Genomic DNA, 15,391 nt, shown 5'->3' with positions numbered 1-15,391 from the left:
ACACAGGGTTACGGCGGTCATAGCGTGGGGGAAACGCCCGGTCCCATTCCGAACCCGGAAGCTAAGACCCACAGCGCCGATGGTACTGCACCCGGGAGGGTGTGGGAGAGTAGGTCACCGCCGGACAACCATTAAGGTCGAGAGCCCCGAACCAGGGAACTGGTCGGGGCTCTCCCCATTTAAAACAACACCCACACACCAACCAAACCAAACCCTCCCTCACCTCCCGACCCTTAACCGGGGACCCTCCCTCACCTTCCGACCGTTTACCGGGGACCCTCCCTCACCTTCCGACCGTTTACCGGGGACCCTCCCTCACCTTCCGACCGTTTACCGGGGACCCTCCCTCACCTCCCGACCCTTTGTCGGAGACCCCTCCACGCCGGAACCCGCAGGATGTGAGGGAGCGTCCGGCCGCAATCCGCGAAACCTGAAGGAGCGTCGGGGGGTTTTCGGGGCAACCCGGGACCTCACGGATTGCCGGCTTGTGTGCTCAACAGCACGAACCTTGTGGGGCGGGCCGAGGGCAAAAGATGCTCGTGGACACAAAGGTTTGGAGTTGCTGGTTATGATGATGGTCACTGTTTGGCCAGCGGTTCGGCCAGCGGCGACCACCTAGTCATCCCTCGCCTAGAATTGCATGAGATGTACGGACTTCGAAGCGCTTGAAATTCGGGTTGCGTAGAACGACGAACACCGAGAAGAGCGGCTGCGATTGCGCCAGTGGTCAGCTCGCAATAGGAGGACTCCATAATGGCTGAGCACAACGGCGGAAACCGCGGCGGAAAAGATCGCGGCGGTTCCAGCGGGCGGGGTTCGGGTGGCCCTTTCCGGGGCACCAATAATTCGGGCGGGGACCCACGTGGATTCCGTTCCCGAGAAGATCGTGACGGCCAGGGCTCGCGTCCGCCGTTTGGCGACCGCCAGCGCCCGCAGGGCGACGCCGATCGTAAGCCGTTCAGCGGTGGGGATCGTAAGCCGCCGTTTGGCGACCGCCAGCGCCCGCAGGGTGATCGGGATCGTAAGCCGCCGTTTGGTGATCGTCCGCGTCGTGAGGGTGACGGTGAGCGCCGTAGTTTCAGTGGCGGTGACCGGGATCGTAAACCGTTCAGTGGTGGGGATCGGGATCGTAAGCCGCCGTTTGGTGATCGTCCACGTCGTGAGGGTGACGGTGAGCGCCGCAGCTTTGGCGGTGGGGATCGTGACGGCCAGGGCTCGCGTCCGCCGTTTGGCGACCGCCAGCGCCCCCAGGGTGACCGGGATCGTAAGCCGCCGTTTGGTGACCGGGATCGTAAGCCGCCGTTTGGGGATCGGGATCGTAAGCCGCCGTTTGGTGATCGTCCACGTCGTGAGGGTGACGGTGAGCGCCGCAGCTTTGGCGGTGGCGAAAACCGCAAACCCTTTGGCGACCGCCAGGATCGTGCGCCCAGGACCTTCGACCGTGGAGACTCGGGCCCCCGCCAGTTTGGCCGACGCGACGAGGGTGAGGACCGTCCGGTACGCGTACCGAACGCCCGTGACCTGCGCAGCGCCAACCGTCCCGATCGGGAACGTTCACCTCAAATCGACGAAGATGTCACAGGTCAGGAACTTGACCGGGCCACCAAGCACGAAATCAAGACACTCGAGGCCAACAGCGCCGAGTGGGTTGCACGGCACTTGGTGATGGCCGGGCGGCTCATCGATGACGAGCCCGAATTGGCCTTCCAGCATGCCTTGGCTGCCAGCCGTCGGGGCGGAAGGCTTTCAGCTGTGCGCGAGGCCGTAGGACTCACGGCCTATGCGGCAGGTCATTATGGCGAGGCGTTGCGGGAATTCCGGACATACCGGCGCATCAGTGGTTCTAACGTGCATCTTCCGGTGATGGCAGATTGTGAGCGGGGCCTGGGAAGGCCGGACAGGGCTTTGGACGTCGTACGGTCCGAGGAAGCCAAGGACCTGGACGCGCCCGGCAAGGTCGAGCTGGCCATCGTGGCCGCAGGCGCCCGCTCTGACCTGGGCCAGTTGGACGCTGCTGTGGCTGAGCTGGAGATCCCCCAGCTGGACATGAACCGGGCATTTTCCTACAGCCCGCGTCTGTTCAGGGCATATGCGGATGCTTTGGCCGCAGTTGGTCGCGGCGAAGAAGCCGGGAAGTGGCAGCGCCAGGCTGTGGTGGCCGAGAACGCCCTCGGGCTTGGCGCTTCGGAGGAGCCCGACATCATCGATCTTGGCTGGGACGAGGAAGAGGAAGCCCGGCAGGACGAGGAATTGCGCCGCCTGCAGGCCAGGCAAAACCTCGGGACGACGGAGGTTGCGGAGGGCACTGGCAAGGCAGCTGATGCTGAACTGAGGCCGGCGGCAACAGCGTCTGCACCTGCAGAACTTGACGAAGGCTCAGATGACGCCGAGTCTGACTACTTTGAGTCGGACGACGCAGAATCGGATGAAGATTCAGTCGAAGAAGAAGTCGAAGCGGCCGAGGCTGCCGGGACGGAAACAGTGGATGAATCCGACCCAGTGAACCGCACAGAGGACTAGCCCGCATGCCTTCCGCTTCACTCATCTCGATGTTCGACGCCCTGCTGTCGGATCTGGACGGCGTGGTGTATGCCGGACCCCACGCAATCCCCGGTGCCGTAGAGGCTCTCGGGAAGCTTGAAGGGGAAGGCCTGCGCCTGGGTTATGTCACCAACAATGCCTCCCGGACTCCTGCCCAGGTGGCAGCACATCTGCGTGAACTGGGTGCTCCGGCTGAGGACCAGCAAGTGGTGAGTTCATCACAAGCGGCAGCAGAGCTTCTTTCGGGCATGCTTCCGGCCGGCTCCCGGGTCCTCGTGACGGGTAGCCGTGCCCTTGCGCATGAGCTGGAACTCGTCGGACTCATCCCGGTGCATAGTGCCTTGGAACACCCTGTGGCGGTGGTTCAGGGGTTTAATCCTGAAATCGCCTGGAAGGATCTTGCCGAGGCATCGTACGTGGTCGCGGGCGGCGCGCTCTGGGTGGCAACGAACACAGACATGTCCATCCCGCAGGCCCGGGGGATCGCGCCCGGGAACGGTACCTTGGTTGCAGCCGTGGCATCGGCCACTGGGCAGAAGCCGCTGGTCGCGGGCAAGCCGGAGGCTCCCTTGTTCCATGCCGCTGCCAAACGGCTTGGCTCTGAGCGTCCGCTCGTCGTCGGTGACCGCCTGGACACTGACATCCTCGGCGGCAACCGGGCCGGGTTTGCCACTGTCGCCGTCCTGACGGGCGTCGATACCCGGGAATCCATCCTGGCAGCCCGCGCTGAGGAACGGCCTGGCTATCTCATCAACACGTTATCTGAGCTTTATGAGCCCTACCCGGAAGTGGACGGTCGTGACGGGACGTACCATTGCCGCGGATCCCGCGCGCGCGTTGACGGGAACACAGTCACTATCAGCGGTGACCGCGCGGACGTGGATTCCTGGCGGGCCGCCTGCGCAGCATGGTGGGCTGCGAACCCCGGAGCCACAACAGCAATGGTGCCAGACCTCGAATGGCTTGATCATTAGACTGGTGAAATGACCGAGCTGAACCAACCGCCAAACCCAGTTGACCATACTGCGGTCCGCTGGCCGCAGGCACCCCGGGTGCAGGGCGCCTTCGGCCATAGCACCTCCGGGCAGGGCACCACTGGTCCAGGGATGACTGACCGGGACGTGGACGAGGCCCTGGGTCTGCTGTCGAAATTGCCTGACCTGGAAGTGGCCGAGCACGGAACTGTCTACGCCGAACTGCACGATGCCCTGCTGGGGGCGCTGAATGCTGAGGCACTGAACGGTGACTCGTCGTCGGACGATACCCGCCCATGACCCGACTGGACCAAATGCTTGTGGCCCGGGGGCTGGCAAGATCGCGTACCCATGCCGCGCGGCTTATCGTCGAAGGAAAGGTGAGCTCTGGCGGGACTACCCTGTCAAAGGCTTCCCTCCAGGTTGAGGAACAAACGGAACTAAGCGTGGTTGAGGCGGCGGAAGACCTTTACGTCAGCCGTGCAGCCCATAAGCTGGCTGGCGCGCTCAAGGCTTTCCCTGAAATTTCCGTCCATGGAAAACGCTGCCTCGACGCAGGAGCGTCCACGGGCGGCTTCACGGAGGTGCTGCTGAGGCAGGGTGCGGCACGTGTAGTGGCAGTCGACGTCGGGCATGGACAGCTGGTGCCGCAGCTGAGGTCCGATCCCCGTGTGGACGTTCACGAAGGACTCAATGTCCGATACATGAAGGCTGATGATATCGGCGGCCCAGCCCAACTGACTGTGGCCGATTTGTCCTTTATCTCCCTCACCCTGGTGGTTGAACCGCTGGCTGCCTGTACAGAGCCCGGCGGGGACCTGGTGCTCATGGTCAAACCCCAGTTCGAGATTGGGAAGGACAGGCTTGGCCGCACCGGTGTGGTCAATTCCGAGCTGGAACGGCGCCGCGCAGTAACTAAAGTAGCGACGGCAGCAGCAGAGTCAGGACTGGAATTGCGGGGGCTGGCAGCCAGTCCCTTGCCCGGACAGGACGGAAACGTTGAATACTTCCTGTGGATAAAACGCCGGATGGTTCCAGACTTGCCTAAGATCGAAGGGCATGACGCAGCTGTTGCCGCGTTGCTTGGAAGTATTTGGCCGAGTCCTTTGAAGAACCACTAGAAAGCGGAACCCGATGAGCAGGCGTGTACTGGTCCTTGCCCACACCGGCCGCGAGGAATCACTGAAAGCTGCATGGGAGGCTTGCGAACAGCTGCATTCCTCCGGGATTGTGCCCGTAATGCAGGAATCGGAGCTAGGCGACATGGAGCGCTACTTCGGCCGGCTGGAACACCCTGTTGAGGTTCTCCACGATCACATCCAGCTGCCCGATGTTGAACTTGTCATGGTCCTCGGCGGAGACGGAACCATTCTGCGGGCAGCTGAACTCGTCCGCGAAGTGGACGTGCCGCTACTGGGCGTAAACCTGGGGCACGTTGGTTTCCTTGCTGAAAGCGAGCGGGCAGACCTTGCCCAGACTGTCGAATGGATTGCCAGCAGGCAGTACACCGTCGAAGAGCGAATGACGATCGATGTTCAGGTCTGGGTCCGCGGACAAAAGATCTGGCACACGTGGGCGCTCAACGAAGCCGCCATAGAAAAAGGCAACCGGGAGCGGATGCTGGAAGTGGTTACGGAAGTGGATGAACGCCCGCTGACCACCTTCGGGTGTGACGGTATTGTGCTGGCAACCCCTACGGGTTCCACCGCCTACGCCTTCTCCGCCGGAGGACCGGTGGTGTGGCCAGAGGTGGAGGCTCTCGTGATTGTTCCGATCAGCGCCCACGCCCTCTTTGCCAAACCGTTGGTCGTTTCGCCCCGCTCGAGACTCGCCGTCGAAGTTCTGGGCCGGACAGACGCGCAGGGAGTTCTCTGGTGCGACGGGCGGCGCTCTGTTGACCTCCCGCCGGGTGCCCGTGTGGAGGTTACACGGTCCGCCACCCCCGTACGTCTGGCCCGCACCCACCCCACGCCATTCTCAGGGCGGCTGGTCCGGAAGTTCGAATTGCCAATCCACGGCTGGAGGGGGCCCGTACCAAAAGGGGAATCCGTTCACACCGGACCCATTCCCATTGTCCGTACCCCCAAGCCGATGCCGTTGCCCCCCACGCCGTCGACCCCGGCATCCCGGCCGGCAAATTCTTCGGCAGAACGTCCGGAAGAACCGCCGGCCGCCCCCGACCCCACCACTGCGAGGTGAATCGTGCTTGAAGAACTGAGAATCCGCGATCTCGGAGTCATCACGGACGCCACTTTGCCGCTTGGCCCGGGGTTGAGTGTGGTGACGGGCGAAACCGGTGCGGGCAAAACCATGGTGGTCACCGCCGTCGGCCTCCTGCTAGGGGCAAGATCCGACGCCGGTGCCGTCCGGAGCGGGGCAAAAAGCGCCACCGCTGAGGCGGTGCTGAAGCTGGCGAATGAGCATCCTGCCGTTGCCCGCGCGGTGGAAGCCGGCGCAGACGTGGAGGAGTTCGACGGCGGCACTGAGCTTATCCTCGCCCGGCGCCTGGGAGCCGACGGCCGCAGCCGTGCTTTCCTCGGCGGTCGGGCAGCCCCTGTGGGCGTCCTCGCCGAAATCGGCGAAACCCTCGTGGTGGTTCACGGCCAGTCGGATCAGATCCGGTTGAAGGGCGCTACCGCCCAGCGCGGTGCCCTGGATAAGTTTGCGGGCGACTCTCTCGCCGCTCCACTCGCCACCTACCAGGCGCTCTACAGCCACTGGAAGTCCATCCAGGCGGAGCTGGACACGCTGCGCAGCGCCGCCCGCGACAGGCTGCGTGAGGCCGAGTCACTGGAGATCGCCTTGACGGAGATTGATGAGGTGGATCCCCAACCAGGTGAGGACGAGTCCCTCAAGGCCGAGGCCGTGAAACTGGCCAACGTGGAAGAGCTCAGGATTGCCGCGAATACCGCCCACCAAGCGCTCATCGCGGAGGACTTTGGGGATTCCGGTGACGCAACCACCATGGTGGATGCAGCGAAGCGCACTTTGGAGCACGTCGCGGAGCACGACGCCGAGCTGGGTGCGGCCGCTGCCCGGCTTGCCGAAGTCGGCTTCCTGCTCAACGACATCGCCACAGAGCTGGCGAGCTACCAGGCCGGGCTGGACTCGGAGGGCCCGGAGCGGCTCGCGGAGATCGAGGACCGTCGTGCTGCACTAGCCAAGCTGGTCCGCAAATATGCACCAAGCATCGACGAGGTCCTGGTCTGGGCCGAAAACGCCCGGACCAGGTTCGACGAACTCCAGGACGATTCCACGCGTATCGAGGCTCTCGATGCTGAGGTTGTCCGCACGGAGGCTGACCTGAAGAAACAGGCGGCCGCCATCAGCAAGATCAGGGCCAAGGCAGCCAAAGACCTTTCCGCCCGTGTCAGTTCGGAGCTGAAAGCGCTGGCCATGGCGGATGCCACGCTGGTGATCAACCTCGAGGCGGGCGGACAACTTGGCCCCTTTGGCGTGGATGAGATTTCGTTCCTGCTCCAGCCGCATGCCGGCGCCCCTGCACGGCCCCTCGGCAAGGGCGCCTCCGGCGGCGAACTCTCCAGGGTGATGCTGGCCATCGAGGTGGTGCTGGCTGCGGTCGATCCTGTGCCGACGTTCGTGTTCGATGAAGTCGATGCGGGCGTTGGCGGTCGCGCCGCCGTCGAAATCGGGCGTCGGCTGGCCATGCTGGCCAAGCATGTCCAGGTGCTGGTAGTGACCCACTTGCCCCAGGTGGCGGCTTTCGCCGACCAGCACATCAGGGTCACCAAAACCTCTGTACGCGGCTCCGACGGCGCCACTGCCACGGGATTTACATCCAGTGATGTTCAGTTGCTGGACGCATCCGAACGGATCAAGGAGCTTGCGAGGATGCTGGCGGGCCAGGAGGATTCCGAGTCGGCACAAGCCCACGCGAAGGAACTCCTGGAAGACGCCCGTCTCCTGCCCCTGCAGGCCTAACAGGAAGCAGGCCTAACAGGAAGCAGTGTCTAGCGGGGAGTCAGCACTCGGATGGCCCTGGCCATCATGGCGTGCACCACGAGCGGATGCAGAAGCCTCACAGGCAGGAAATAGAGACGGCCCCGCCATCCCTTGAGCCGCACGGCCGTGGTGACCCTCAGCAGCATTCGTGAAGCATCAAGGGCCACTCCGCAACGGAAATCAAGATGCTTGTCGTCGGCGCTGATGAGGGCTTCCTCACCAACAACCCCGGACACGGCGAAGATGCCCGTGGGAGATGGCTTGACTCCAATCAAGGCCACCAAAGTTTGGCGGATGCCCATCAGCCACTTGACCCAGAGTGGGACCACGGCGCCTGAAAAGATCGTCTCTGCCCAAAGCCGTGGTTCCACTGGGCTTCCTGCAGGCACTGGGAGAACAATCACATCGGCATAGTCCGGCACCGGAATCGAGGCGAGGGCCAACGACACGAAAGACGGAGAGGGAGCGGGGGTCTGGCTGGTTTCAGTGGGCTGGTTTACGGGATCCGGCGTCGTCACCCCTTGATCGTAGCGGCCTAAACAGGCGAGACTTGAGGCTTTGGGGGAACAACCGGATGGACCCGTGGAAGGCGCAATTGATGATAGGCTCGAATTCCGTGGTGCAGCGATCAAATTCCCGTGTAAATTCCCGGTTCCCGGGCTCGTCCAAGACGACCAAACACATCTTCGTCACCGGTGGTGTGGCGTCCTCGCTCGGTAAGGGACTGACGGCTTCAAGCCTCGGACACCTGCTGCGGGCACGTGGTTTGTCTGTAACAATGCAAAAGCTGGATCCCTATCTGAACGTGGATCCCGGCACAATGAACCCGTTCCAGCACGGTGAGGTTTTTGTCACCGACGACGGCGCCGAGACAGACCTCGATATTGGACACTACGAGCGCTTCCTGGATGAAAACCTTGAAGGCTCGGCCAACGTCACCACGGGCCAGATCTACTCCACCGTCATCGCGAAGGAACGCCGCGGCGAATACTTGGGTGACACAGTCCAGGTCATTCCTCACATCACGGACGAAATCAAACGCCGCATGCGGCTGCCGTCCGAAGGCAAAAATGCACCTGACGTCATCATCACCGAAATCGGCGGTACCGTCGGCGACATTGAGTCCCAGCCGTTCCTGGAGTCAGCACGCCAAGTACGGCAGGACATCGGCCGTGGCAACGTTTTCTTCCTCCACGTCTCCCTGGTTCCGTACATCGGTCCCTCCCAGGAACTGAAGACGAAACCAACGCAGCACTCGGTTGCCGCACTGCGCTCCATCGGTATCCAGCCTGAGGCTATCGTGATCCGATCCGATCGCGAGGTGCCGCAGCCAATGCGCGAAAAGATCGGCCGCATGTGCGACGTCGATATTGACGCCGTCATCGGTGCCCCGGATGCCCCCAGCATCTACGACATTCCCAAGACCCTCCATTCCCAGGGCCTGGACTCGTACATTGTGCGGGCACTTGATCTGCCGTTCAAGGACGTGGACTGGACCAGCTGGGACAAGCTGCTGGAAGCCGTCCACAACCCTAAGCACGAGGTCGAAGTTGCGCTGGTGGGCAAGTACATTGACCTGCCGGACGCTTACCTTTCAGTCACCGAGGCCCTCCGCGCAGGCGGGTTTGCGAACAACACCAAGGTGAAGATCCGTTGGGTCCCGTCAGACGAGTGCGAGACGCAAGAGGGTGCAATCACCTCCCTCGCCGGCGTCGATGCCATCTGTGTTCCTGGCGGCTTCGGAATCCGCGGCCTCGAAGGCAAGCTGGGGGCCCTGACGTTCGCACGCCAGACCAAGCTGCCGGTACTGGGCCTCTGCCTGGGACTGCAGTGCATGGTGATCGAATATGCTCGCAACGTGGTCGGGCTGGAAGGCGCTTCCTCCAGCGAGTTTGAACCTGACTCCAAGCATCCTGTCATTGCCACCATGGAAGAGCAGCTGGACATCGTTGAAGGCAAGGGCGACCTTGGCGGTACGATGCGGCTGGGGTTGTATGAGGCCAAGCTGGACGAGGGCTCCGTTATCGCAGAGACCTACGGCGCCACCACCGTCAGCGAACGTCACCGCCACCGCTACGAGGTCAACAACAAATACCGTGCGCAGATTGCTGCTGAAGGGCTCGTCTTCTCAGGCACGTCTCCGGACGGCAAGCTCGTGGAGTTCGTTGAACTGCCCCGCGAGACGCATCCGTACTACGTGGCCACGCAGGCCCACCCCGAGCTGAGCTCACGGCCCACCCGCCCTCACCCGCTCTTTGCGGGTCTGGTCAAGGCCGCGCTGGAGCACCAGCAGGGAGCCACCACAAAACGTAATACAGTGGGTGCTGAGGCACCGGTCCGCAAGGAAAAAGCGGACAGCGTGGTGCCGGCCAAGTAAGCCAGCACGACCAAAGGACGGCGCGATGCCTCATATATCTGAAACCCCCAACGCTGCACGGCAGGTTTCGGATGTACCGAGTCCGCGCCGTCTTTTGTCGTCCCGGACCGTCTACGAGGGCCGCATCTGGGATGTTGTCAGTGACAGCTTCAAACTGACTGACGACGGCGATGCGCTCACCCGGGATTACATCGACCACCCCGGCGCGGTGGCAGTATTGCCCATGAACGACGCCGGTGAGGTGCTGCTGATCAAGCAGTACAGGCACCCGGTGGGAATGGAGCTTTGGGAGATTCCGGCAGGGCTGCTGGACGTTCATGGCGAGGACTTCGTTGTGGGCGCTGCGCGTGAGCTGGCCGAAGAGGCGGATCTCGCGGCGGAAACCTGGAACGTCCTCGTTGATTTCTTCAATTCTCCCGGTTCCTCGAGTGAAGCCATCCGCATCTACCTGGCCCGCGACCTCACCGCTGTACCCCACCACGAACTCCACGTCCGCACTGACGAGGAAGCCGAAATCGAACTGCACTGGACGTCCCTGGACGATGCCGTTGAGGCCGTACTGGACGGCCGCCTTCACAACCCTTCCGCCGTCGTCGGGATTCTGGCCGCTGCGGCTGCCAGGGGCAATGACTTCCAGCACCTCCGTCCGGCCGATGCGCCGTGGCCGGCTCACCCCAGCCAGCGCTGATGACCGACACTGCGACGGTTGAAGCGGCGGACACGCCTGACAGTTCCTCACCGACGCCGCGGACGCCGTCAGCCATCGATCGGGGTATCACCGATTATCTGCAGCACATGGGGGTGGAACGCGGACTCGCTGTGAACACGCTGTCGGCTTACCGACGGGATCTTTCCAGGTACGCCAATTACCTTGCATCAGCCGGCGTTGCACGCCCGGGGGATGTGACGCGGCGCCACGTGACGGCGTTCGTGCAGTCACTCTCGGACGGCTCTGACGGGGGATCGGTGCTCGGTGTGCGTTCCGCCGCACGGACCGTGGTTGCCGTACGCGTATTGCATAAGTTCTGGGCGCTTGAAGGCACGACGACGGCGGACCCGGCAAGTGATGTGCACCCGCCTATGCCCGGCAGGCGGCTGCCCAAGGCCATCAGCGTGGGAGAAGTAACGCGGATCCTTGAGGCTGCCGCAACGGACTCTCCCACAGGCCTCCGCGACCGCGCGCTCCTTGAGTTCCTGTACTCCACCGGTGCCCGCATCAGCGAGGCCGTGGGGCTCGACGTCGATGACATCTCCCTCGAAGGAGCGGACGAAGGGCCAGCGATCGTGCGTCTTTTCGGCAAGGGATCCAAGGAACGCCTGGTACCTCTGGGTTCCTTCGGCGCGCGGGCACTGGATTCTTACCTGGTCCGGGGACGCCCCCTCCTGGCGGGCAAGGGGAAAGGGACTCCAGCTTTGTTCCTGAACGCGAGGGGAGGGCGGATCAGCAGGCAGAGCGCCTGGACCATTCTCAAAGCAGCGGCAGAGAAAGCCCGGATCACCAAAGATGTTTCACCGCACACGCTCCGCCACTCCTTCGCGACCCATCTGCTGGAAGGCGGGGCGGACGTGCGAGTGGTCCAGGAACTTCTGGGCCATGCTTCGGTTACCACCACTCAGGTGTACACGCTGGTGACAGCGGATACGCTGCGCGAGATCTACGCAGCGGCGCATCCCCGCGCACTCGGCTAGCCCGGGGATATTGTTGGGGATATGACTTCCGCGCCTGTTACGCTCTGCTTCCTCCTCCGCGATCTTGAGGGAGTGGGCACAGAGGTGCTGCTGGGGCTCAAGAAGACCGGCTTCGGGACCGGAAAGATCGTCGGAGTGGGTGGCCATATCGAAGCCGGAGAGTCGGCTGCCGAAGCTGTGTGCCGCGAGGTTTACGAGGAAACCGGAATTACCGTTCTCGAGTCCGATCTGCGGCCTGCAGGCAGAGTCGACTTTGTCTTTCCGGCCCGTCCTCTCTGGAACATGTCCGCCATCCTCTTTACGACGCGCACCTGGCAAGGTGAGCCGGAGGAAAGCATGGAAATCATCCCCGAGTGGTTTCTGCTTGACTCCCTGCCGCTGGAGCGGATGTGGGCCGACGCCGAACACTGGCTTCCGCTGGCGCTCACGAAGGGTGAGGTCAACGTTGTGGTGACGCTGAATCCTGACAACGAGACAGTTCAATCTGCGGTGACGATTTCCGAGTTTTTGTAACCATCCACGGCGGGCCGGAAACTATACATTCAGCCTGCGGGTCAGGACACTACGTTTCACAGGGGGGAAGCGTGCTTTCAGAGCGCGAATTGGCGTTTATCGCCCTTCACAAGGACAACTATCCGCGCGTGTACAAGTTTGTCCAGCGAAGAGTGAACGATCCTGAGTTGGCGCAGGAACTGGCCGCGGATGTGTTTCGGGTTGCCTGGCAGAAGCAGGACGAGACCGTCGAGGTGGCGGTCACCTGGTTACTGACCATTGCCCGGAATCTTATTGGAAATGCCTACCGCAGCCGCGAGCGGCAGCAGGCCCTGCAGGACAAGCTGAAACACAACGCCCGAATACACTCCGTTGCGGATGACGGCAACGCTGCCATTCAAGACGCTATGGATGCCTTGCGTGACAAGGACAGGGATGTTCTCCAGCTCGCCTATTGGGACGCTCTGACCATGGCGGAAATCGCCGCCGTTTTGGGATGCAGTGAATCCGCCGCCAAGGTCCGGCTGCACCGTGCGCGAAGCGCGTTCCGGAAGCTCCTACCCGCCAGCACCGAATCCGTCACACAGAAGATGGGCGCCTAACATGGATCCGATCAGGAATTTGATTTCAGGTACGGACCCGATGAAATCGGATCCGCACCCCGTCCCGGACGGGGAAGAGGCCCTGCGCCGGATGTTTTCGGAGCCGGCAGCATTTACCGATAGACTCCCTCCGGTCGCTTCCCTGGACGAGGCCCGTCGCCGTCGTGCAAGGCTTGCTGGCCTGCTGACCATCGCCGCCGCTGCCGTGACCGCCGGTGTGCTGGTGACCGCCAATCTGGGTTCGCTGACAACTGCACCGGCCCCGGCGAACACCTCTTCTGTCGAAGCGGCAAGTGAATACGCGACGCCCACGCCGACACCCACGCCGTCCGCCTCCGCCTCGCCAACTCCAACCCCCACACCAACGGCGGCACCCGTCGCCTGGACTACCTTTACTGACGCAACAGGGCAGGCCACCTTCGAGCTTCCGGTCGGCTGGGGAGTGACGGAAAATCCCCATATGATCGCAGGTGCCCCCTACAACACCATCACCATCACGAACGAGGCGGGGAAAAAGGTGTCGACGCTGCAAATGTTTTACGATCTGGCCGTCGGTTACGACTGCCCCGTCGCCAAGCCCGTCTCCACCTTGGATGCAGTGGTATTGGACATCCCGCAAAAAGCGGCGAAGAAGCCGGGAGGGGGACCTTCAGAATTTGCTTTCCGGGTCATCCAGTCCGACAAGGTCTATGGAACCATGGCATTGAATGATGCTGACGTGGCGCCCGAAGCCACATCTTGTGTTCTCTACAACACTATCGTCGGGCCCGAGAATGTCCCCCTTGTCAGCTTCGGAGACACGATGTCTCTGAAGCAGGACGGCCAGGACGCACCGCTCACCTTCGATACCTTGGCCGAGGCGAAAGCGTACATGGGCAGCCAAGAATATCAGTACATCAAACGCATGCTGGTTTCGTTGTCCTTGAAGCCAACGTCCGGGAACTATGTAAGCGCGGCTGCAGATGCCTCCTTCAAACTGCCCGCTGGATGGACGGCTCAGGAGGTTGCGGCAGGCACTCCGGATTTCCCCGCCGTCGGAATCCAGGTGTCAGACGAGACCGGAAAGACGGTGGCAAGCCTCTACCACGGAGCAGGCGGCGGACTCGGAGGCGCCTGCGGACCGGAAACATATAAAGCAACTGAGCTGGATACGGGAACGCTGGCCCTCACTGAACAATGGGCGTTCGCTGCAGGGGCCAGGTTCTCCTACCGCGTCCTGGATCAAACATCAGTGGGGAAGGGCTTCAGCTACCAGGTGGGCCTGGTGGACAAGTCCAGCGGGCAGCTCTCCGACAGCTGCCTGATGTACTCCGTGGTCACCGGGACGCCCAGGGGCACGCTGTCCTTCGCGGACCGGGCATCGAAAGGCCCGGACGAGCCGGTGTTCCAAAGTATGGCCGAAGCCAAGGCCTACATGGAGACTCCGGAGTACAAGAAGCTTAAGAACATGATCCTGAGCCTCAAGATGCCGGCACAGGGTTAAGGAAAAGCGGCGGGCCGGTCACCTTCGAAAGGTGGCCGGCCCGCCGTCGTACGCTGCAGGGAATTAGGGGACGTGCCGTTCCTCAGCACCGTTATACAGGCTCAGCGGACGGATCAGGGAGTTGGATTCCACCTGCTCCATAATGTGCGCGGTCCAGCCGGTGATGCGGCTGGCCACGAACAGGGGAGTGAACGTGGCGGTATCGAAGCCCATGAGGTGGTAGGTAGGCCCTGCCGGGTAGTCAAGGTTCGGTTTGATGGCCTTGGCCTCTTCCATTGCTGACTCAAGCCCGTTGTAGAGGCCCAGAAGCTCCGGCCGGCCATAGTGGGCGATCATTTTGTCGAGCGCTGCCTTCATCGTGGGCACACGGGAATCACCGTGCTTGTACACGCGGTGGCCAAAGCCCATGACCTTTTTCTTTTGGGCGAGGGCGTTTTCCATCCACGTTTTAGCCCTGGCCGCAGCTTCTTCCAGTGACTCCTCGGGACGGATGCCGATTTCATCGAACGTGTGCATGACGGCTTCGTTGGCACCGCCGTGAAGCGGGCCCTTGAGGGCGCCGATCGCACCTGTGACGGCAGAATGAAGATCGGACAGCGTGGACGTGATGACGCGCCCGGTGAACGTGGAGGCGTTGAAGGAGTGCTCGGCATACAGGATCATCGAGACGTTGAACGCCTCCACAACCTCCGGGACTGACTCTTCGCCGAAGGCCATCCAGAGGAAATTCGCCGAGTAGCCCAGATCGTCCCGCGGCCCTACGAGCGCCTGGCCGTGGCGCCGCCGCTGATCGTAGGCGACCACCGCCGGCATGGCGGCAAAGAGGTCGATGGCCTTGGTCATGTTGGCTTCCCGGGACGAATCCTCGGCAAGGCTGTGGCGGGCACCCATCACCGAGGTGGCGGTGCGGCATACGTCCATGGGGTGAGAAGTGGTGGGCAGTGCATCGATGACCTGTTTGACTATCGGATCCAGTGCCCTGCCCGCGCGCTCCCTTGCCGTGAACTCAGCGAGTTCGTCGGGCGTGGGGAGTTCCCCGTTCCAGAGGAGGTATGCCACTTCCTCGAAGCTGCACCTTGCCGCGAGTTCCTGCACCGGATATCCCCGGTACAGGAGTGAATTGGTGTCCGGATTTACCTTTGAGACGGCAGTGGTGTCCACCACGACGCCGGCGAGGCCCTTTTTGATCTCTTCTGCAGCCATGCTGAAAACTCCTTTGTTTCTTTGAGACGCTGTTGGCCCTCCTGGGCCGGCAAATCCTTCGGGATCT

The 15,391-nt window shown here is 62.5% G+C and carries 14 protein-coding genes and 1 rRNA gene; 13 read left to right on the top strand and 2 right to left on the bottom strand.

The window, feature by feature from the left end; all coding sequences use genetic code 11:
- Positions 1–9: 9 nt before the first annotated feature.
- The 7 genes from rrf (at position 10) to recN (ending at position 7,457) form a co-directional block, all read left to right on the top strand.
- Positions 10–126 (top strand): 5S ribosomal RNA (gene rrf, locus MU551_RS13110).
- A 627-nt stretch (positions 127–753) separates the two neighbouring features.
- Positions 754–2,520, top strand: coding sequence for a hypothetical protein (locus MU551_RS13105; protein WP_247045207.1), 1,767 nt, complete (start codon positions 754–756; stop codon positions 2,518–2,520).
- A 5-nt stretch (positions 2,521–2,525) separates the two neighbouring features.
- The gene (locus tag MU551_RS13100) at positions 2,526–3,515 is read left to right on the top strand and encodes an HAD-IIA family hydrolase (RefSeq protein WP_247045205.1); all 990 of its coding nucleotides are present in this window, start codon (positions 2,526–2,528) and stop codon (positions 3,513–3,515) included.
- Positions 3,516–3,524: 9 nt separating this feature from the next.
- Complete coding sequence (locus MU551_RS13095; RefSeq protein ID WP_247045203.1) at positions 3,525–3,815, top strand: hypothetical protein; 291 nt, start codon at positions 3,525–3,527, stop codon at positions 3,813–3,815.
- Positions 3,812–4,636: a TlyA family RNA methyltransferase gene (locus MU551_RS13090; RefSeq protein ID WP_247045200.1), complete on the top strand. Its 825-nt coding sequence runs from the start codon at positions 3,812–3,814 to the stop codon at positions 4,634–4,636. The genes MU551_RS13095 and MU551_RS13090 overlap by 4 nt, the downstream gene beginning before the upstream one ends.
- A 13-nt stretch (positions 4,637–4,649) precedes the next feature.
- Entirely contained in the window at positions 4,650–5,714 is a 1,065-nt protein-coding gene (locus MU551_RS13085) for an NAD kinase (protein WP_247045198.1), read from the top strand.
- Positions 5,715–5,717: 3 nt separating this feature from the next.
- Positions 5,718–7,457, top strand: a complete 1,740-nt coding sequence (gene recN, locus MU551_RS13080; protein WP_247045196.1) for a DNA repair protein RecN — start codon at positions 5,718–5,720, stop codon at positions 7,455–7,457.
- 29 nt (positions 7,458–7,486) lie between these two features.
- On the opposite strand, the gene MU551_RS13075 is transcribed toward recN, so the two are convergent.
- Positions 7,487–7,996, bottom strand: a complete 510-nt coding sequence (locus MU551_RS13075) for a DUF2867 domain-containing protein (RefSeq protein WP_247045194.1) — start codon at positions 7,994–7,996, stop codon at positions 7,487–7,489.
- An 80-nt stretch (positions 7,997–8,076) separates the two neighbouring features.
- Between MU551_RS13075 and pyrG the strand changes: the two genes are divergently transcribed.
- From pyrG to MU551_RS13045, 6 genes are all read left to right on the top strand, one after another.
- Positions 8,077–9,855: a CTP synthase gene (gene pyrG, locus MU551_RS13070; RefSeq protein WP_247045193.1), complete on the top strand. Its 1,779-nt coding sequence runs from the start codon at positions 8,077–8,079 to the stop codon at positions 9,853–9,855.
- A gap of 25 nt (positions 9,856–9,880) precedes the next feature.
- Entirely contained in the window at positions 9,881–10,543 is a 663-nt protein-coding gene (locus MU551_RS13065; protein WP_247045191.1) for an NUDIX domain-containing protein, read from the top strand.
- Positions 10,543–11,544, top strand: coding sequence for a site-specific tyrosine recombinase XerD (gene xerD, locus MU551_RS13060; RefSeq protein ID WP_247045188.1), 1,002 nt, complete (start codon positions 10,543–10,545; stop codon positions 11,542–11,544). Before MU551_RS13065 ends, xerD begins: the two co-directional genes overlap by 1 nt.
- A gap of 21 nt (positions 11,545–11,565) precedes the next feature.
- A complete protein-coding gene (locus MU551_RS13055; RefSeq protein WP_247045186.1) occupies positions 11,566–12,057 on the top strand; it encodes an 8-oxo-dGTP diphosphatase in 492 nt (163 codons plus the stop codon).
- Between the two features lie 71 nt (positions 12,058–12,128).
- Complete coding sequence (locus tag MU551_RS13050; RefSeq protein WP_247045184.1) at positions 12,129–12,638, top strand: RNA polymerase sigma factor; 510 nt, start codon at positions 12,129–12,131, stop codon at positions 12,636–12,638.
- Between the two features lie 40 nt (positions 12,639–12,678).
- Positions 12,679–14,121 carry a hypothetical protein gene (locus tag MU551_RS13045; protein WP_247045183.1) on the top strand — a complete coding sequence of 481 codons (1,443 nt, stop codon included), beginning with the start codon at positions 12,679–12,681 and terminating at the stop codon, positions 14,119–14,121.
- A gap of 63 nt (positions 14,122–14,184) precedes the next feature.
- On the opposite strand, the gene MU551_RS13040 is transcribed toward MU551_RS13045, so the two are convergent.
- A complete protein-coding gene (locus MU551_RS13040; RefSeq protein WP_247045181.1) occupies positions 14,185–15,324 on the bottom strand; it encodes a bifunctional 2-methylcitrate synthase/citrate synthase in 1,140 nt (379 codons plus the stop codon).
- Between the last annotated feature and the right edge of the window lie 67 nt (positions 15,325–15,391).

The organism is Arthrobacter rhizosphaerae, assembly GCF_023062595.1.
GTDB lineage: Bacteria > Actinomycetota > Actinomycetes > Actinomycetales > Micrococcaceae > Arthrobacter > Arthrobacter rhizosphaerae.
This window is presented reverse-complemented; position numbering and strand designations above follow the sequence as displayed.

What these genes read in the sequence shown, in the direction of transcription:
- MU551_RS13085 (WP_247045198.1), top strand. Translation starts at nt 4,650, where the DNA reads ATGAGCAGGCGTGTACTGGTCCTTGCCCACACCGGCCGCGAGGAATCA.
- MU551_RS13095 (WP_247045203.1), top strand. Translation starts at nt 3,525, where the DNA reads ATGACCGAGCTGAACCAACCGCCAAACCCAGTTGACCATACTGCGGTC.
- MU551_RS13105 (WP_247045207.1), top strand. Translation starts at nt 754, where the DNA reads ATGGCTGAGCACAACGGCGGAAACCGCGGCGGAAAAGATCGCGGCGGT.
- MU551_RS13055 (WP_247045186.1), top strand. Translation starts at nt 11,566, where the DNA reads ATGACTTCCGCGCCTGTTACGCTCTGCTTCCTCCTCCGCGATCTTGAG.
- MU551_RS13045 (WP_247045183.1), top strand. Translation starts at nt 12,679, where the DNA reads ATGAAATCGGATCCGCACCCCGTCCCGGACGGGGAAGAGGCCCTGCGC.
- MU551_RS13090 (WP_247045200.1), top strand. Translation starts at nt 3,812, where the DNA reads ATGACCCGACTGGACCAAATGCTTGTGGCCCGGGGGCTGGCAAGATCG.
- MU551_RS13065 (WP_247045191.1), top strand. Translation starts at nt 9,881, where the DNA reads ATGCCTCATATATCTGAAACCCCCAACGCTGCACGGCAGGTTTCGGAT.
- xerD (WP_247045188.1), top strand. Translation starts at nt 10,543, where the DNA reads ATGACCGACACTGCGACGGTTGAAGCGGCGGACACGCCTGACAGTTCC.
- pyrG (WP_247045193.1), top strand. Translation starts at nt 8,077, where the DNA reads ATGATAGGCTCGAATTCCGTGGTGCAGCGATCAAATTCCCGTGTAAAT.
- MU551_RS13100 (WP_247045205.1), top strand. Translation starts at nt 2,526, where the DNA reads ATGCCTTCCGCTTCACTCATCTCGATGTTCGACGCCCTGCTGTCGGAT.
- MU551_RS13040 (WP_247045181.1), bottom strand. Translation starts at nt 15,324, where the DNA reads ATGGCTGCAGAAGAGATCAAAAAGGGCCTCGCCGGCGTCGTGGTGGAC.